The sequence below is a fragment of the Streptomyces sp. 11x1 genome, assembly GCF_032598905.1.
Classification (GTDB): Bacteria; Actinomycetota; Actinomycetes; order Streptomycetales; family Streptomycetaceae; genus Streptomyces.
The window spans coordinates 6,629,889-6,647,729 of sequence record NZ_CP122458.1; the positions used below are offsets into that span (position 1 = coordinate 6,629,889).

The following is a 17,841-nucleotide window of genomic DNA, read 5'->3' on the forward strand; positions in this document are numbered from 1 at the left end:
CAGCTCCCCCCGCCCCTGAAAGCGAAAAGCACGGGCCGCAGCCCGTGCTTTTCAGGGGCGCGGGGAACTGCGCGACCAGCCCCCACGCACCCGCACCCGAAAACGGCGAAACCCAGCGGAGCGCTACGGCACCTTCACCCACCGAGCCTTGCTCGGCACCCCCGCGTCATCCGTGACGAACAGCATGTACCAGCCCGACTGCACCAGATTCCGGTTCTTCGGCACGGTCACCGTGATCTCGTCCCCGGTCACCTCGAAGTCCACCTCGATCGACTTCTGGTCCACATCGGTCACATGCGTCGACGCGCTGGGCCGGATCAACCGCGCCGACTCGATCGACGACCCGTGCCGCGTCCCGAATGTCGCCTTCCCGCCGCGCGCCGCCGTCTTCGGTCCACCCGTCAATGTCGGCCGGGCGTCCTGGAAGAGGTACGGCGGCGTGTAGATCTCGATCCGCTGTTCGAACTCTCCCGGCTTGGTGTTGGCCTTGTCGGCGTACAGGGAGTCGGATCCGAAGAAGACGACACGTCCGTCCGGCAGCAGGATCGACCCGGAGTGGTAGTTCCGGCCCACCAGCGGGTCGGCGACCCGTCGCATCTGGCCCGTCCGCGCGTCGTACAGCCGCGCTTCGAGGATGTTGGAGTCGCCGCGCCCCCGGTAGTCCTCCGAGCCGCCGGAGATGAGGACGGTGTCGTCGGGCAGGATCGAGGCCTGCGGGTACCGCGTGCCCTTCGCCAGCCGCGGCCCGTCCACGAACCGCGGCCGGTCGTCCAGCAGATCGATCACCCGGGTCCGCTTGCTGGACCGCTCCGACTCACCGACCCCGCCCCCGCCGATGACCATGTACCTCTCGTCCTGCGCCGGGGGCAGCAGCACGGTCCCGGCGGTCTCCAGCAGCTTGCTGTCGCTCATCCCGGGGACCTTGGTGAACTTGTTGGTCTTCAGGTCCCAGATCCCGGGGTCGCGCCCGATGTCGTCCGGCCCGTACCCCGCGTTGGCGCCCGAGTAGAACAGCTTGCCGTTCTGCATCAGGGAGATCGCCGGGTAGGTCGGGAACTGTTGTTCCTCCTTCGTGTAGGTCCACTTCTTCGTTCCGGGGTCGTAGATCTCGTTCTTGCCCGGGACCAGCTGTCCGATCTCGTCGAGGCCGGACAGCGACAGCACGGTGCCGTCCGACAGGGTCGTCAGCGTGGGGTACCAGCGTGCCTCGTTCATCGGGTCGACCTTGATGTACTTCTCGGCGACCGGATCGAACTCGTAGGCGTCCTTGATCCCCTGGAAGTCCTTCTTGTCGAGGGCGAGTTTCTGCGCGATGCCGTACGTGTTCCGCGCGTCCTCGCCCGTCAGTCCGACGACCTTGTAGTTGTCCTCCGTCCCCGTCTCGTACCGCTTGCCGCTGCGCTCGGCCTCGACGTAGGCGCGGGCGATCCCCGGTTCGTTGCCGGTGAACTTGCCCGTGTCCGGATCGAAGGTCTTGACGGCCTTCTTCAGCTCGACGGTGTCCTTGAGGACGAAGGTCTTGCCGTTCGCCTTGCCGACGAACCGGGTCCCCGCCTTCAGCCTCATCCCCTTGTCGGGATTCTCGTTGTGGATGATCATCAGGCCGCCGGCCTTGGTGACATCGCCCTTCAGCTTCTCGTAGCGCTTGGTGCCGCCCGCGATCAGCAGATTGCCGTTGGACAGCTGGGTGTGACCCGTGCAGAACAGGTCGGCCGGGGTCGGCACCCGCTTGATCGTCTGCTTGACCGGGTCCCAGACACGGGTGTCGAACTTCTTCTTGTCGAAGTTCTCGGCGTCGTTGCCCGAGCCGGCGATCAGCAGGATCTTGCCGGTGTGCAACAGGGCGGCGTGGATGGTGTTCTGACGGTACTTCTCCGGGAACTCCACGATCTGCCAGTGCCCGTTGTCGGCCTTGTACTCGGGTCTGTTGATCTTGTACTCGTGGTACTTCTCGGTACTGAAGCGGTACACCCACGGCCCGTTCATCCCGGCGAGCGCGAGGACCACCGCCGCGCCGATCGCGAGGCGACGGGCACGGCGGCGGCCTGCACGGTCCTTCATTCCTTACGTCCCCCAAGTCCGCCCAGGGCGATCTGCATGGTCTGGTCGCTACTCCCGCCGCCCGACCCGGACGCCGCCCAGCTCGGCTTGTGCTGGGGAGCGTGCGGCGCGTGTGGGGCGTGCGGTGCGCGGGGTGGCGCGAACGGTGCGGGAGCCGCCTCGGGCGGCGCCACCATGGACCCCTGCAGTTCGGCCGCGGCGGCGGCCTTCTTCCGGTCCTGGCGCAGCATGTAGCGCCAGGCGAAGATGGGGAGGGCGGTGATCATCATGGCGAAGGTGGCCCAGATGATCATCGCTGGGTGCGCGTTGCCGAAGACGAACCCGGCGGCGATCGAGGCACCGAAGATGACGATGAAGTACCAGTGGTACCGGAAGGTGCCGAACCACCGGTCCGGGCTCGCCGAGTCCCCCTTGGGCGTGACCACGAACTTGCTCTTGCGCCGCAGCGCCGAGTCGATCAGCGCCTTCGCGTAGAGCGGCGCGGACAGCGCGGACATCACCATGCCCGCCACACCGCCGGAGCCCTCCGGCTCGTGCGGGGAGACGTTGTGCCGGCGGTTCCAGACGTACAGGCCTATCTGGAGCGCGGAGGCGTTGCCGTAGAGCATCAGCCACACCACCGGGTCGATGTTCACGCCCGAGGCGCCGAGGCCCAGGAACAGGGCACAACTCAGCGCCGCCAGGATCCAGTTGAGCGCCGACATCGGGTAGAAGATGATCATCATCGTGTAGTTGAAGAGCTTGGTCGGCGGCAGTGAGTACCAGCCCTTCCAGTACTGCTTGAGGATCGTCTCGTACGTCCCGCGCGACCAGCGCATCTGCTGGGTGAAGAAGTCCGTCCAGGCGCTGGGCCCCTCACCGACCGCGAGGACGTCCGGGGTGTACACCGAACGCCACTTGCGGCCCGTCGCCGGGTTCTTGTGCCGGTGGATCTCGAAACCGGTGGCCATGTCCTCGGTGATCGAGTCGTACAGCCCGCCGATCTGCTTGAGGGCCTTGATCCGTACGGCGTTGGAGGTGCCGACGAACATGGGGGCCCCGTACTTGTTGCCGGCGCGCTGGATCAGCGCGTGGAACAGGAACTGCTGGGACTCGGCGGCCTTGGTGACGAAGTTGTCGTAGTTGCCGTACACCTGCGGGCCGATGACGAAGCCGATGTCCGGGTCCCTGAAGAAACCGAGCATCCGCTCCAGGTAGTTGGGCAGCGGGATGTGGTCGGTGTCGACCGAGGCGAAGAAGTCGTAGTCGTCGCCGTGCGCGTCGAGCCAGGCGTTGTAGTTGCCGTGCTTGGTCTTGGCGCGGTGCGGTCCCTTGGGCTGGTTCCACTTCGCGATGCCCTTGCGGGAGAAGTGGTGCACGCCCAGGCGTGCGCAGACCGCCTTCACATCCGGGTCGTCGCCCTCGTCGAGCAGCCACACGTGCAGCAGTCCGCGGTGGCGCAGCCGCACCGCGGCCTCCAGGGTCTTCGTCACCATCTCCAGCGGCTCCTTGCCGGGCACGAAGGAGGTGAGGAAGGCGACTCGGGTGCCGGTCTCGGGCACCACCGGGATCGGGTCGCGGGCGACCAGGGTGGCGTGCGCGTTCGACAGCACGTTCATGCAGCGGAAGAACTCGATCAGGCCGATCGAGATCAGCATGACCAGGTCGAGGGCGGGCAGGAACTCGTACTCGACGTAGTCGCGCTTGGTCCAGTGCTCCTGCTGCAGCAGCCAGGCCAGCAGGACCAGGGAGAGCAGCGGCGCGGCGGCCAGCATCAGGGCGACCCTGAGGCGGTGCGGCTCCTGGGAGATCAGCGACCGGTACTGCACCTTGTAGGGCTTGGTCGGGTCGGGTTGGGTGAGCGGGCCGGCGAGGCGGCTGTAGTGCTCGTAGTCGTATCTCGGAAGTGCCTTCCTGAGCTTGCGCAGGGCTCCGGTGCGGTGTGACGGCACCTTGAGCCGGGTCGTATCGGATGGGTCGTGGTTGTGCCGGGCGCCCGTCGGCGTCGACGTCATGAGTCATCCCCCCCGCACACACGTCGAGTGTGTGTTCGTCGGTCTTTCGTCCGAATCGGTCCCCCTCGACCGTTACGGACGCATCAGTGGGTTATCGTCACCATGTGATCTACACCATGGAGACACGGGACGAAGACCATCCGGTTGCATTGATGCCCCCTCGGCATCTTTTGTGCCTGAGCGCGTACGGTGCGCACCTCGTCGAGGGCCCCAGATCCCCATCCCAGGGCGCAAAGCGCCCAAGGCTCCCCAACCGCCATGTATCCGCAGTCTCTTACGGCCCAGGGTTCTATGGTGTTCATCTTGATCGCAAGGTGCGAAACACGGCGTTTACCGGTCATACGCGGACATGGGTGCATTGATGGAGAATCTGTAGGGAGTGGGAGGGGAGTGCGAGGGGGGCGAGGGGAGCGCCCGGGGTGATGCGCACATGCGGAGAGGCCCCTCGCGATTCACTCGCGAGGGGCCTCTCCGGTCTGTGCGCCGCCAGGGACTCGAACCCCGGACCCGCTGATTAAGAGTCAGCTGCTCTAACCAACTGAGCTAGCGGCGCGCGAGAAGAACTTTACCGGAGGGGCGGGGGTGCTCCCGACCACGCGCGCTCCGGCTGAACGGCCGGGGGCGTCGTCCGCGGCGGCCGGGTACATCATTTGGACCGTCAACATGCGACACGGGAGGACAGTTGCGAAACTGACGGGCGTGCAGAAGCGTGGAATTCTTCGGTCGGTTCGCGAGGGGAATCGTATGGGGACTCCGGTATTCGAGGAGGTCGATCCGGGAGCCGATTGCGAATGCCCCGGCTGTGTCCACTGGCGGCGGGTCATGCCGTACTCGACCCGGTACGCCCATCTCAGTCATCCGGCGGCCAGGACCGCCCGGAGCGCCCTCGTCGTGGCCACCGCCGCCGGTGCCGCACTCGGCGCGGGGCATGCTGTGCCGGCGGTCGCGGCGGTCCACGGCCCGACCGTCCCCGCTGCCGTTCCCGAAGGTGAGGACCCGAAGACCCCGCAGGGGAAGAAGGCGCCGCTGCACGGCCCCGGCGGGCGTCCGACGGGCGGGGGCAAGCCGCTGAAGGGGGTGAGGACACCGCCCACCACACGCGCCGAGATCATCGAGCGGGCCAAGAAGTGGATCGCGGACGAGGTGCCGTACAGCATGCGCGAGTACTGGTCCGACGGATATCGCCAGGACTGCTCGGGGTTCGTTTCCATGGCCTGGAACCTCCCCGGAAACGAATGGACGGGCAGCCTCGACAAGTTCGCGCAGCGGATTTCCAAGGACCGGCTGGAACCCGGCGACATTCTGCTCTTCCACAATCCGAAGGACCCGCAGCAGGGCTCGCACGTCGTGATCTTCGGCGGCTGGACGGACCGTGCGCGGACCCAATACATCGCCTACGAGTCGGCCCGCCCGTACGCCCGCAGGCAGGCCACGCCGTACGGGTACTGGAACAACGCGACCCGCTATGTGCCGTACCGCTACAAGGGGTTGGTCCCCGACGGCGCGGGTTCTCCGGACGACGAGACGGACGGCACGAACGGCTCCGGCGGCTCCGGCGGCTCCACCGGCGGCGGTTCCGCCAGCGGCTCTGGCGGCATCGAGGGCGTGGGCGCCGGCGCACCCGCCGCCCCGGGGGGCGAGCCCGGCGCGAAGGGGGCCGCCGGGCCGTCCGCCGGGGATCGCTTCCCCGGCGCCGCCGCCTTCGGGCCCGGCGCGCGGAACAAGCACGTCGCCCGGCTGGGGCAGATGCTGGTGGCACGCGGCGGGGCCCGTTTCTACACCGGTGGCCCGGGACCGATCTGGTCGGACAGCGACCGCAGGGCCACCCGGGCGTTCCAGCGGGCGCAGGGCTGGTCCGGCCGGCACGCCGACGGGATTCCGGGGCCGCTGACCTGGTCGTACCTGGTCACCGGGAGGGGCAGGGACATCCCGCCGGCGCCGGCCGGAAGCCCCGGCCCCCAGGGCGCACCGGCCGGCCGGCCCAGGCCCCCCGTGGTGCACCGCCCGACGGGGAGTCCGGGAGCACCGGACAGGCCGGGCCCGTCCGCCAGGCCCGGCTCACCCCACAAGCCCGGCTCCCTCCACGATCCCGGCTCACCCCTCCGACCCGGCTCACCTCTCAAGCCCGGGTCGTCCGTGAGGCCCGGGTCGAGCCTCGGGCCCGGCTCGTCCACCATGCCCGGCTCGTCCGGGGTGCCCGTCGAGTCCGGTGCCCCGGACACCGTGGGCACCCCCCTGACACCCGCCTCGCACGGTGTCCGCGGCTATCCGGGGCGCGGCATGTTCCGGCCGGGCGCGGACAACGCGTTCGTCACGCGGCTGGGGAAGCGGCTGGTCGAGAAGGGGTTCGGCAAGTACTACACCTCGGGTCCGGGGCCGCGTTGGGGCGAGTCGGACCGGCGGAACGTGGAGGCGTTCCAGCGCGCCCAGGGGTGGCGGGGCGGCGCGGCGGACGGCTACCCGGGTCCGGAGACCTGGCGCCGCCTGTTCTCCTGACCCTCGTTCCAGCCCCCTCACCCCTCGCCTCTCACCCCTCGCCCTTTCCCCCTCACCGACTCTCACCACGGTTCTTCCTGCGCGGAGGCATGGAGGCACGTATGAGTACGACCACCTCACACACCCCGGAGCCCGAGGGGGCCGCGCGGCCCGCCCGGCTCATCCAGAACGAGACGACCACCGAGATCCCCGTCCACCTGCTGTTCCGCGACGACCCCGCCCCGGTCTCCGTACCGGTCACCCCCGCCGTCGTGGGCCGTCGGCGCGGCACCGGTGAGCAGCCGAGGGCGCGGCAGGGGCCCGCGTCCATGAAGCCGCGTCCCACCGTCGAGGTCGACCCCGAACTGGCCGAGCGCCCGGCGCGGGTGGTGCCCGGGACGGTCGGAGTGCTGGGCGGGGCGTGCGGGATGGCCGGGTGCGTGCTCACCTCCTGGTGGGCCGGGGTGCTGCCGGGCCTCGCGGTACGGGCGCTCGGGCTGCCGGCCGCGTACGCGGGCGCCGGGCTCGGGCCGGCGCAGTGGGCCGCGTACGCGGGGGCCGGGGCGCTGACGATGTTCGGCTTCGGCGGGCTGGCCCGGGGACGGACCGGACGGGCCTGGGTGCTGGGGCTGTTCGGCCGGTACCGGGGGACGGTCCGCCGCACCGGACTGCTCTGGGTGAACCCGCTCGTGCTGCGCCGTCGCGTCGACGTACGGCTGCGGCACTGGCGGAGCGAGCCGATGGCGGCCGTCGACGCGAACGGGGTGGCGCTGTGGGTCGTCGTTCTCGTGGCGTGGCGGGTCAGGGACACCGCGCGGGCCCTGCTCGGGATCGAGGACCACGAGCGGTATCTGCGCGAGTGCGTGGAGGCGGCGGTCTCCCGGGTGCTGTCGCAGTTGCCGGCGGACGTGGCGCCGGGCGCGCTGGTGCGGGACTCGACGCTGCGCAACACGGAGGCGGTGGGGGAGGCGCTGACCCGGCTGGTGGCGGCGGACACGGCGCCGGTCGGGATGGAGGTGTTCTCGGTCCAGCCGGTCCGGATCGAGTACGCGCCCGAGGTGGCTGCCGTGATGCAGCGCCGCCGGATCGCCGCGCTCGACGCCCAGCACCGGGACACCGTTCTCACCTCGGTCGTCGACTCCGTCGAGGACACGGTGACCCGGCTGACCGTACGCGGTCTGGTCGAACTCGACGACTACGAGCGCAAGGCGCTGGTGAAGGACCTGACGGTGGCGTTCTATACAGGGCGCCGCGAAGTGTCCCCGTGAGCCCGGGAATTGGTATGGACATGTTCAATCCGCACGCATAATCTGGGACTTGGTCTAGACCTGGAAACACCCCCACGTACTCCAGGGAGCGGCAGCATGCGCACACGCACGCACAGCAGGACCAAGTGGTACGCCGTCGGGGTCGGCCTCGCCACCACCGGAGCGCTCGTCCTCTCCAGTGGTGGCGCCACCGGCCACGGCTACACCGACCTTCCCGTCAGCCGGCAGAAGCTCTGTCAGAACGGCACCGTGACCAACTGCGGCGACATCCAGTGGGAACCGCAGAGCGTCGAGGGGCCGAAGGGCTTCCCGGGCTCAGGGCCGGCTGACGGCCAGATCTGCTCCGGCGGCAACAGCAGGTTCAACCAGCTCAACGCGTCCACGAAGCCGGGCGGCGGCGCCTGGCCCACCACCAGGGTGACGGGAGGTCAGAACTACACGTTCCGCTGGCAGTTCACGGCCATGCACGCCACCACCGACTTCAAGTACTACGTCACCAAGGCGGGCTGGAACCAGAACCACGCCCTGGCCCGCTCCGACCTCAACCTGACCCCGTTCTTCACCGTCCCCTACAACGGTCAGCGCCCCCCGTCCACGCTCTCCCACACGGGACGCCTGCCGTCCGGGCTGAGCGGCCGCCATGTGATCGTCGCCGTCTGGACGATCGCCGACACCACCAACGCGTTCTACGCCTGCTCGGACGTCACCTTCTGAGCGGCTTCCCCTCCGGCCCCGCCAGTTCTGAGGATCCCTTGAGCTGCGCGGGGCCCCCACCCGGGTACGTTCCCCTCACGCCACCGACCAGGGTGGCGGCCGGACTTCGGGGGAACATCATGGACGTCTTCTTCTACCTCATTCCCACGGTCATGATGACCTTCATCGGGTTCATGGCCTACCGCGTGCTGAGCCGCTGGCTGCGGATCCGCCGTGCCTGGAACAGCGGACTGACGGCCGAGGCACGCTGTCTGAAGGCGTTCACGACGGTCAGCAAGGGCGCGGGGGATCACAGCTCGGTGCACACCACGATCCACCACGTGTACGAGTTCAGCACCCATGACGGCCGCCGGATCCGGTTCGAGGAGGAGGGTGGGCCCCTGACGACGGTCGAGGGCGACTTCGTCAGCGTCCACTACACCGACGGCCCGAACGTGGTGGCCACCGCCCACGCCCCCGGCGAGCGGGTCAAGCAGGCGGCGGCCGGTGTCGGCCTCCTCGCCTTCCTCGGGGTGGCCTTCGCGTTCTGTGTCTTCTTCATGGTCACCTACCACCAGTTCTCGACGGACCCGTCGTTCCCGACGCCGTGACCCTCCTCAACTGACGGCATGTCAACTACCGTGCGCCGACATGGAGTCCACGAGGCGCACGGTCGCACAGCTCGTCGCCGACCGGTGGGGCGACCACCGGCCCGGGCTGTGGTTCGAGGAACAGGTCCTGACCCACCACGAGGTCGCCGCCGCGGCCGCCGCCCGCGCGGCCCTGCTCGCCGACCTCCTGCCACCGGACGCCCATCCGCACATCGGCGTCCTCCTCGACAACACCCCTGAGTTCGCGCTCTGGTTGAGCGCGGCGGCCCTGGCGGGCGCCGCAGTCGCCGGTGTCAACCCCACCCGACGGGGCCCCGAACTGGCCCGCGACATCCTGCACACCGAGTGCCGCCTGCTGATCACCGAACGGGCCCACCTCCCGCTCCTCGACGGCCTCGAACTCCCCGGCGTACGCGTCCTGGTGACGGACACCGAGCCCTACACCGACCTCCTCGCCCCGTACGCGGGCGCCGAGCCCGACCCCACCCGGGCCACCCCCGCCGACCGTCTCCTCCTCTACTTCACCTCCGGTTCCACCGGCGCGCCCAAGGCCGCGATCTGCTCCCAGGGGCGGCTCGCGGCGGCCGGACGGGCACTGGTGGACCGCTTCGGGGTGCGGCGGGACGACGTGCACTACGTCTGCATGCCGATGTTCCACGGCAACGCGGTCATCGCCGACTGGGCCCCCGCCCTGGTCGCCGGGGCCGGCGTCGCCCTGCGCCGCCGGTTCTCCGCCTCCGGCTTCCTGGACGACGTACGGGCCTACCGGGCCACATACTTCACCTACGTCGGCCGGGCCGTGCAGTACCTCCTCGCCACCGAGCCCCGCCCCGACGACCGGGACACACCGCTGCGCATGGGCTTCGGCACGGAGGCTGGCGCGGTGGACGCGGCGGCGTTCGAGGAACGGTTCGGGGTGCGGCTGGTGGAGGGGTACGGGTCGTCCGAGGGCGGGGCGGCGATCCAGCGCACGCCCGGGGCGCCGCCGGGCGCGATCGGACGGGCGGCACCCGGCGACGACCTCGCGGTGGTGGACCCCGAGACCCGGAAGGAGTGCCCGCCGGCCCTCTTCGGCGACGACGGCCGACTGCTCAACGGCACCGACGCGATAGGGGAGTTGGTCAACCGGGGCCCCAACCCTTTCGAGGGCTACTGGCGCAACCCGGAGGCGGACGCCGCCCGCCGCCGCGACGGCTGGTACTGGACCGGCGACCTCTTCTACCGCGACACCGACGGCTTCCTCTACTTCGCAGGCCGCACCGACGACCGTCTCCGCGTCGACAGCGAGAACCTCGCCGCCGCCGTCATCGAGAACATCCTCGCCCGCTACGAGGGCGCCGAGGCCGTTGCCGTGTACGCGGTCCCCGACCCGGTCGCCGGGGACCAGGTCATGGCCACCGTCGCCGGCACCTTCGACCCCTGCCGCTTCGCCGAGTTCCTGCTGTCCCAGCCCGACCTGGGCACGAAGATGACCCCGCGCTTCGTCCGGGTCGTCCGGTCCATGCCGGTCACCGCCACCAACAAGATCCAGCGCGCCACCCTCCGCCGCGAGGGCTTCCGCTGCCCCGACCCGGTCTGGTGGCGCCCGCCCGGGAAGTGGGCGTACCGCAAGTTCTCGGCGGTGGACCTCGCGCGACTGGTGACGGAGTACCGGGCGCGCGGACGGGAGGACCTGCTGACGAGGTAGGGCCGGCCCTACCTCCCGAACACCACCTGGGCGTATGGCCGCCGCCGGCAACCCCCGCCTACCGTGACCCCATGATCCGAACGGTCGTACGGGATGTGCCGCGCGCGGTGGCCTACCTGCTGAGCGGTGTCCTTCTCGGCGCCACGCTGCTGGTGGTGCTCCTGGTCCTGGGCGCCCTCGGCCTCGCCCTGGCCCCCGTCCTCGTGGGCCTGCCGCTGCTCGCCGTGGCCGTCCTGTCGGGCATCCCCGTCGGCGCCCTCGAACGACGACGGCTCGCCCTCACCCGCACCCCGCCGCCGCCCGACCCGCACGCCACCCCGGCCGAACCCGGTCTCGCCGCCTGGGCCCGGCTGCGGCTGACCGAGCGGTCGACCTGGCGTGAGCTGGCGTACACCGCCCTGTTCGCGTTCGTGCTGTGGCCGTTGGACGTGGTCGTGCTGTTCGTCGCGCTGGTCGTGCCCGCGGCGATGGTCGCGGCGCCCGTGCAACTGGCGACGACCAGCAGCACGAGCGGTGACGCGCGCATCGCCAAGCTCTGGCTGATCGACTCCTACGGCCAGGCCCTGCTGTGCACGGCCGCCGGAGTCGTCCTCCTCCTCGCGCTGCTGTGGCCCCTGGTCCGGTACGCCCGACTGCGCGCCGCGCTCGCCCGACTGCTGCTCGCGCCGAGCGAGGCGGAGGCGGAACGGCGCCTGGGCGAGGTGACCCGGTCGCGCGCCCGCCTGGTGGCGGCCTTCGAGGCCGAGCGGCGCCGCATCGAGCGCGATCTGCACGACGGGGCCCAGCAGCGCCTGGTGTCCCTGAGCATGACCCTGGGCCTGGCCCGGCTCGACGCCCCACCGGAACTGGCCGACCGGCTCGCCGCCGCCCACCGGGAGGCCGACCGGGTCCTCGGCGAACTACGGGAGTTGATCCACGGCATCCATCCCCAGGTGCTGGCCGACTACGGCCTCCCGGACGCCCTCGCCGACGCGGCCGACCGGTCCGCCGTCCCCGTGGAACTGGACGTGGACCTGCCCCGCTTCGCCGAGTCCGTGGAATCGGCCGCCTACTTCGCCGTCCGTGAGGCGCTCGCCAACATCGGTCGCCACAGCGGGGCGGAGCGCGCGTGGATCACCGGGCGGTACACCGACGGACGGCTGCGGGTGGAGGTGCGCGACGACGGCACGGGAGGCGCCGACCCCGCACGGGGCACGGGGCTCACCGGGCTCGCCGACCGGCTCGCCGTGCTCGATGGGACACTGACCGTCCACAGCCCCGCCGGCGGCCCGACCGCCCTGTCCCTGGAGATCCCGTGCCCGCAGCGCTGAAGATCGTGCTCGCCGAGGACAGCGTGCTGCTGCGGGAAGGGCTGGTCGGCGTCCTGACCCGCTTCGGCCACGAGGTCGTCGCGGCGGTCGGGGATGCGGAGTCGCTGGTCGCGGCCGTGCGGTCGTACGCCCCCGACCTGGTCGTCACCGACGTACGCATGCCGCCCGGCCTCACCGACGAGGGCCTGCGCGCCGCGCTCGCACTCCGCGCGGCGAACCCCGCCCTGCCGGTCCTCGTCCTCAGCCAGTACGTCCAACGGGCCTATGCCGCCGACCTGTTGGACACCGGGGACGGCACCGGCGTCGGCTATCTGCTCAAGGACCGCATCGGCCAGGTCGAACAGTTCGCGGAGGCGGTGGGGCGGGTCGCGGCCGGCGGCACGGTCGTCGACCCCGAGGTCGTACGGCAGCTGCTGCGGCGCCGGCGTGATCCGCTGGCGGCGCTCACCCCGCGCGAGCGGGAGGTGCTGGAGCTGGTCGCCGAGGGGAAGTCGAACGGGGCGATCGCCCGCGACCTGGTCGTCACCGAGGCGGCCGTCGGCAAGCACATCGGCAACATCCTGGGCAAGCTGGACCTGCCGCCGGCGGAGGACACGCATCGGCGGGTGCTGGCCGTCCTCGCCTACCTGCGCGCGTAACGCGGAAGGCCCCTCGCCGAAGCGAGGGGCCTTCCTTCTGTGCGCCGCCAGGGACTCGAACCCCGGACCCGCTGATTAAGAGTCAGCTGCTCTAACCAACTGAGCTAGCGGCGCAGACTCCGTCGCTCTTCCGCTTTCGCGGCTGGCGACAGAGAAAATACTACCTGGTCCGCAGGGGTGCCCTCGACCACTTAAACGTGAGCTGGATCTCTGCGGGATGTCGGGTGTCGGGAGTCGGGAGTCTCCTGCGTGTCTAGATCGCCAACGACAGCAGCACCGGCGCCGCTCCCCGGTTCAGCGAGTTCGCCGCCGCCCGCAGCCGGTGCGCCTGCCGCAGCGGCAGGGACAGGGCGAGGCAGCCGACGGCGGAGCCCGCGGTGAGGGGGACGGCCGCGCAGACCGTGCCCGGCGCGTACTCCTGGAGGTCGAGGACCGGGACCGTGGGGGTCTGGGCGTCGAGTTTGCTCAGCAGCACCTTCTCGTTGGTGATCGTACGGGCGGTGAGCCGGGCCGGGCGGTGCCGCGAGAGGTGGTCGCGGCGGCCGTTGAGGTCGAGCTGGCCCAGCAGGCCCTTGCCGAACGCGGTGGCATGGGCGGAGGAACGGAAGTCGACCCACTCGTGGACGGCGGGCATGGCCGGGCTGTCGGCCCAGCCGGTGACCTGGATCTCCCCGTCCAGATAGCGGGTGACGTAGACGGCCGCGCCCACGGAGTCGCGCAGCCGGTCGAGGGTGTGCTGGAGCTGCTCGCGCAGAGCCTGGTCATGACCCTGCGTGGAGCCCAGCCGGGCGAGTGCGGCACCGGTGACATAGGCGCCGTCGGTGGTCTGTTCCACGTACCCCTCGCGACGCAGCATTCGCAGGAGCGCGGTCAACCGCTCACTGTCGACGCCGGTGCGACGGGCGATCTCGGCGTCGGCGACGCCACCTGCGTGCCGCGCCACCGTCTCCAGGACGCGCAGCGCGTCCTGGGCCGAGTGGTACGGCGCGGTCGGCTCGTGCTTGAGCGCCACGGTTTCCCCCTGCGCTTCTCGGGCCGTTTTTCGGACAGCTTGCCGTGTCCCACGATACGGGCCAAGAAGCGTACGTGGAGGGGTTGTTCGCGAGAAAATGCCGGTATCACCGGGCCTCCCAACAGCCGGACCAGCACTCTGGCACATGCCAGAGGCATGGCCCGGCAGATGGACCTCGGGTGTTCCCGCGTGATCAGTCGTTCACGTGCCGTAGTCAGAGGACGGCGCCGAGGAATTCCCGCGTACGTTCGTGCGACGGATCGCCGAAGATCTTCTCGGGGCTGCCCGACTCGATCACCTGGCCAGAATCGAACATCAGAACTTGATCCGAGATGTCCCGGGCGAAGTTCATCTCGTGGGTCACGCAGAGCATCGTGATGTCGGTGGTGCGGGCGATGTCCCTGAGCAGGTCGAGCACGCCCGCGACCAGCTCGGGATCGAGCGCGGACGTCACCTCGTCGAGGAGCAGCACCTGCGGGCGCATAGCCAGGGCCCGTGCGATGGCCACCCGCTGCTGCTGCCCGCCGGAGAGCTGGGTCGGGTACGCGTCGCACTTGTCGGCGAGCCCGACCATGTCGAGCAGTTCCCGGGCCCGCGCCTCGGCCTCGTCCTTGGAGAGCCCGAGGACGGTGACGGGCGCCTCGGTGATGTTCCGCAGCACCTTCATGTTGGGGAAGAGGTTGAACTGCTGGAACACCATCCCGATGTTCTTGCGGACCTCACGGCACTGCTTCTCGCTCGCCGGGAACAGCCGCTGCCCGCCGACGGTGATCGTGCCCTCGTCGGGCTTGGTCAGGGTCATCAGCAGGCGCAGGATCGTCGTCTTGCCGGAGCCGGACGGGCCGATCAGCGTGACGTGCTTGCCCGCGTCGACGGAGAAGTCCAGCCGGTCGAGGACGGTGTTGCTGCCGAATCGTTTGGTCACGTTCTCGAAGCGGATCAGCTCGCTCGTGTCCGCCACGCGCTCGCCGGGCGACTCGGGTTCTTTCATCAGCGGGGTGTCAGCGGACAAGGCGTCGCTCCAGGGTTCGCAGAATCAGGGAGGCCGAATAGGAGATGAGGATGAAGGCCACCCCGATGACGGTCAGGGGCTCGGTGAAGCGGAAGGTCTCCTGGGCGTAGAGCCGTGCCTCGCTCAGCATCTCCGGGACCGTGATCACCATCAGGATCGGAGTGTCCTTGAGCATCGAGATCACGTAGTTGCCCAGCGCGGGCACCACCCGGCGGACCGCCTGCGGCAGGATCACCACCGTCCAGGTGCGTCGCAGCGGCAGGTTCAACGCCGTGGCCGCCTCCCACTGGCCCGTCGGCACCGCCTCGATACCGGCCCGGTAGACCTGCATCGTGTACGTCGAGTAGTGCAGGCCGATCGCGAAGACGCCCGTGGTCAGCGCCGAGAAGGTCAGACCCCACTCCGGCAGTACGTAGAAGAGGAAGAACAGCTGGACCAGCAGGGGAGTGTTCCGGATGAACTCCGTGACCACGCCCACCGGCCAGCTCACCCAGCGGGTCGGCGTCCGCACCAGCAGCGCCCACACCAGGCCGAGCAGGAAGGAGACGACCGAACCCAGGGCCAGCGCCTGCAGCGTGACCAGCAGTCCGTCCCGGAAGTGCGGCAGGAAGTCGGTGACAGCGTTCCAGTCCCAGTTCATCAGGCACCACCTCCCGCGCCCGCGCCCTCGGGGACACGCGCCGACGGCACAGCCGCCTTCCTCACCGGGGCCTTGCCCACCCCGGCCTTCAACCGCCGCTCCAGCGCCCGCATGGCCCGGGTCAGCAGGAAGGCGATCACGAAGTAGATGAGCAGCAGATACGCGTAGATCTCCACGCTCTCCTGGAGCGCCAGCCGCACCAGGCTGCCGCTGAACGCCAGGTCGCCCATGCCCATGACCGACACCAGCGCCGTGCCCTTGAGGAGTTCGACCACCAGGTTGGCGAAGGGCGGGATCATCTCGGGGACCGCCTGCGGCAGCAGGATCAGCCGCATCCGCTGCCACGGGGTGAAGCTCAGCGCGATACCGCCCTCGCGCTGCGCCGGATCCACCGCGGTCAGGGCGCCGCGCACGATCTCGGCGCCGTACGCCCCGTACGTCAGTCCGAGGGCGAGGACGCCCGCCCACATCGGGACGAGCTGCCAGCCGAAGGCAAGCGGCAGCACGAAGTACACCCAGAAGATCATGATCAGCGCGGAGGTACCGCGGAACACCTCGGTGTAGAGGCCCGCGACGAAGCGGACGATCCAGCGCCGGTGGGTGCGGGCGACCCCGACCACGAAGGAGACGGCCGTGGCCAGCAGCGCGCCGAACACCAGCAGCTGGAGGGTGACCCAGACACCGCGCAGTACCAGTTCCCAGAGTCCCGGTGTCATGCGCGACAGAGCTCCTTCGTGGTCAGGTCGGTCATCTCGGCCTTGGTGAACCCGAAGGGCCGCAGCACCCGCAGCAGTTCGCCGCTCTCCTTCATCTTCCGCAGCTCGACGTTGAAGGCGTCCCGCAGCCGGGTCTCGGTCGGCCGGAACGCGAAGCCCGCGCCGTCCACCCGCGGCTTGCCGTCGACGAGCGCGGCGAAGGGCTTCGTGGCCTCCGTCGTGCGGGACTTCTTGACCACCTCGCGGGTGGTCAGCGAGGTCCCCGCGAACACGTCGACCCGGCCCGCCTCCACGGCGTTCAGCCCGGCCACCTGGTCGGGCACGATGACGATGTCGCTCTCGGAGTACCCGGCCTCGACGGCGTGCGTGATCTGCGCGTACCCCGACCCCGTGGCGAACTTCGCCTTGGCCCGGATCACGTCCGCGTAGTCGTTGAGCCCCTTCGGATTGCCCTTCCGTACGACGAACGCGTCCAGCATCTGGTGGTCGGGCTCGGAGAAGATGACCTCCGCGCAGCGCTCGGGGTTGATGTACATCCCGGCCGACACGACATCGAACTGCTGGGAGTTCAGCCCGGGTATGAGTGACCCGAACTCGGTGGGCACGGGCTGGACCCGCTCCACGCCGAGCCGCTTGAAGATGACCCTGGCCACTTCCGGCCCCTCGCCGGTCAGCTCTCCGTCGGTGTCGATGTAGCCGAACGGGATCTCGCCCGCGATACCGAGCCTGACGACGCCCTGCGCCCGCAGCCGGTCCAGCAGCTCACCCCCCTCCGTGCCGGAGGCCGTGGCCACCCTGCTGCACCCGGCGGCGCCCAGCGCGCCCGCCGTGGCGAGCGCGGAGGCGCCGACGAGCAGGGACCGGCGGCTGGGGTCGCGTGTCTTCCCGGTTCTCCCGGAGGTCTTCGTTGCTGGAGCCATGGGCGCGCGGCTACCCGACCCGATGCGATGTATTCACGTCACCGCGGAGCCCTTCACGACCCCCGCACACACCCGGGCCGGGCCCTGCCGCCCCTCGGAGGCACCCTTGACCCCGACGGCACCATGGAAGACATATGGAAGACATGACGGACACCACCGACCGCTATCTGGAGATCTCCCTGCTCAAGCGTCAGGTCGTGTGCCGGGCGAAACTCCTCGACGACCGCGCGCCGCGCACGTGCGCCGCCGTCTGGGACGCCCTGCCGCTGTCCGGGGACGTCTACCACGCCAAGTACGCCCGCAACGAGATCTACGCCCTCTTCCCGCCCTTCGCCCCCCAGGAGCCACCCCTGGAAAACCCCACCGTCACCCCCATCCCCGGCGACCTCTGCTATTTCTCCTTCGCCGGCACGGAACTCGCCACGCAGGCGTACGGCTACGACGCGCAGGTCCGCCCCGACACCACCCTGGTGGACCTGGCCCTCTTCTACGAACGCAACAACCTGCTCCTCAACGGCGACGTCGGCTGGGTACCGGGAATCGTCTGGGGCCAGGTGGTCGAGGGCCTGGAGGAGATGGCGGCCGCGTGCAACGACCTGTGGAGAACAGGGGCGGCGGGGGAGACACTCCGGTTCAGCAGGGCGTAGGGGGCGCCTCATGGTTCGGGGGTCCGTGTGCGTGGGCGGCTGTCGGTCCGGTGGGGCCGCGGGATGAAAAGCACGGGGGGCAGCCCCTGCTTTTCAGGGGCGCGGGGAACTGCGCGAGCAACCCCCACCCACCCGCACACGCCCCAACCACCCCAGC

At 70.0% G+C, this 17,841-nt stretch carries 15 protein-coding genes and 2 tRNA genes; 8 read left to right on the top strand and 9 right to left on the bottom strand.

Features of this window, described 5'->3' with window-relative positions; all coding sequences use genetic code 11:
- Nucleotides 1-123: 123 nt before the first annotated feature.
- The 3 genes from P8T65_RS29130 to P8T65_RS29140 all read right to left on the bottom strand — a co-directional run bounded on the left by P8T65_RS29130 (nucleotide 124) and on the right by P8T65_RS29140 (nucleotide 4,608).
- Nucleotides 124-2,061 (bottom strand): kelch motif-containing protein, encoded by a 1,938-nt coding sequence (locus tag P8T65_RS29130; RefSeq protein ID WP_316728150.1) that lies wholly within the window; start codon nucleotides 2,059-2,061, stop codon nucleotides 124-126.
- Nucleotides 2,058-4,055 (bottom strand): cellulose synthase catalytic subunit, encoded by a 1,998-nt coding sequence (locus P8T65_RS29135; RefSeq protein WP_316728151.1) that lies wholly within the window; start codon nucleotides 4,053-4,055, stop codon nucleotides 2,058-2,060. The genes P8T65_RS29130 and P8T65_RS29135 overlap by 4 nt, the downstream gene beginning before the upstream one ends.
- Nucleotides 4,056-4,534: 479 nt before the next feature.
- Nucleotides 4,535-4,608, bottom strand: a tRNA-Lys gene (locus P8T65_RS29140).
- A 191-nt stretch (nucleotides 4,609-4,799) separates the two neighbouring features.
- Between P8T65_RS29140 and P8T65_RS29145 the strand changes: the two genes are divergently transcribed.
- From P8T65_RS29145 to P8T65_RS29175, 7 genes are all read left to right on the top strand, one after another.
- Nucleotides 4,800-6,551: a peptidoglycan-binding protein gene (locus P8T65_RS29145; protein ID WP_316728152.1), complete on the top strand. Its 1,752-nt coding sequence runs from the start codon at nucleotides 4,800-4,802 to the stop codon at nucleotides 6,549-6,551.
- Nucleotides 6,552-6,652: 101 nt separating this feature from the next.
- Nucleotides 6,653-7,798 carry an SPFH domain-containing protein gene (locus P8T65_RS29150; RefSeq protein ID WP_316728153.1) on the top strand — a complete coding sequence of 382 codons (1,146 nt, stop codon included), beginning with the start codon at nucleotides 6,653-6,655 and terminating at the stop codon, nucleotides 7,796-7,798.
- 96 nt (nucleotides 7,799-7,894) lie between these two features.
- The gene (locus tag P8T65_RS29155) at nucleotides 7,895-8,512 is read left to right on the top strand and encodes a lytic polysaccharide monooxygenase (RefSeq protein WP_230211507.1); all 618 of its coding nucleotides are present in this window, start codon (nucleotides 7,895-7,897) and stop codon (nucleotides 8,510-8,512) included.
- Nucleotides 8,513-8,631: 119 nt separating this feature from the next.
- On the top strand, nucleotides 8,632-9,102 hold the full coding sequence (locus P8T65_RS29160; RefSeq protein ID WP_316728154.1) for a DUF3592 domain-containing protein: 471 nt from the start codon (nucleotides 8,632-8,634) through the stop codon (nucleotides 9,100-9,102).
- A gap of 40 nt (nucleotides 9,103-9,142) precedes the next feature.
- Entirely contained in the window at nucleotides 9,143-10,789 is a 1,647-nt protein-coding gene (locus P8T65_RS29165; RefSeq protein WP_316728155.1) for a long-chain-fatty-acid--CoA ligase, read from the top strand.
- Nucleotides 10,790-10,860: 71 nt separating this feature from the next.
- On the top strand, nucleotides 10,861-12,099 hold the full coding sequence (locus tag P8T65_RS29170) for a sensor domain-containing protein (protein ID WP_316728156.1): 1,239 nt from the start codon (nucleotides 10,861-10,863) through the stop codon (nucleotides 12,097-12,099).
- The gene (locus P8T65_RS29175) at nucleotides 12,084-12,737 is read left to right on the top strand and encodes a response regulator transcription factor (RefSeq protein ID WP_316728157.1); all 654 of its coding nucleotides are present in this window, start codon (nucleotides 12,084-12,086) and stop codon (nucleotides 12,735-12,737) included. Before P8T65_RS29170 ends, P8T65_RS29175 begins: the two co-directional genes overlap by 16 nt.
- 40 nt (nucleotides 12,738-12,777) lie before the next feature.
- On the opposite strand, the gene P8T65_RS29180 is transcribed toward P8T65_RS29175, so the two are convergent.
- From P8T65_RS29180 to ehuB, 6 genes are all read right to left on the bottom strand, one after another.
- Nucleotides 12,778-12,851, bottom strand: a tRNA-Lys gene (locus tag P8T65_RS29180).
- A 139-nt stretch (nucleotides 12,852-12,990) separates the two neighbouring features.
- A complete protein-coding gene (locus P8T65_RS29185) occupies nucleotides 12,991-13,749 on the bottom strand; it encodes an IclR family transcriptional regulator C-terminal domain-containing protein (protein WP_316728158.1) in 759 nt (252 codons plus the stop codon).
- Nucleotides 13,750-13,963: 214 nt separating this feature from the next.
- Nucleotides 13,964-14,740 carry an ectoine/hydroxyectoine ABC transporter ATP-binding protein EhuA gene (gene ehuA, locus P8T65_RS29190; protein ID WP_184893637.1) on the bottom strand — a complete coding sequence of 259 codons (777 nt, stop codon included), beginning with the start codon at nucleotides 14,738-14,740 and terminating at the stop codon, nucleotides 13,964-13,966.
- A 10-nt stretch (nucleotides 14,741-14,750) separates the two neighbouring features.
- Nucleotides 14,751-15,401, bottom strand: coding sequence for an ectoine/hydroxyectoine ABC transporter permease subunit EhuD (ehuD, locus tag P8T65_RS29195; protein WP_316728159.1), 651 nt, complete (start codon nucleotides 15,399-15,401; stop codon nucleotides 14,751-14,753).
- A complete protein-coding gene (gene ehuC / locus P8T65_RS29200; protein ID WP_316728160.1) occupies nucleotides 15,401-16,117 on the bottom strand; it encodes an ectoine/hydroxyectoine ABC transporter permease subunit EhuC in 717 nt (238 codons plus the stop codon). The genes ehuD and ehuC overlap by 1 nt, the downstream gene beginning before the upstream one ends.
- Nucleotides 16,114-17,037, bottom strand: a complete 924-nt coding sequence (gene ehuB / locus P8T65_RS29205; RefSeq protein ID WP_316728161.1) for an ectoine/hydroxyectoine ABC transporter substrate-binding protein EhuB — start codon at nucleotides 17,035-17,037, stop codon at nucleotides 16,114-16,116. The genes ehuC and ehuB overlap by 4 nt, the downstream gene beginning before the upstream one ends.
- A gap of 143 nt (nucleotides 17,038-17,180) precedes the next feature.
- On the opposite strand from ehuB, the gene P8T65_RS29210 reads away from it, so the two are divergent.
- Nucleotides 17,181-17,684: a DUF3830 family protein gene (locus P8T65_RS29210; RefSeq protein ID WP_316731775.1), complete on the top strand. Its 504-nt coding sequence runs from the start codon at nucleotides 17,181-17,183 to the stop codon at nucleotides 17,682-17,684.
- The last annotated feature ends 157 nt before the right edge of the window (nucleotides 17,685-17,841 follow it).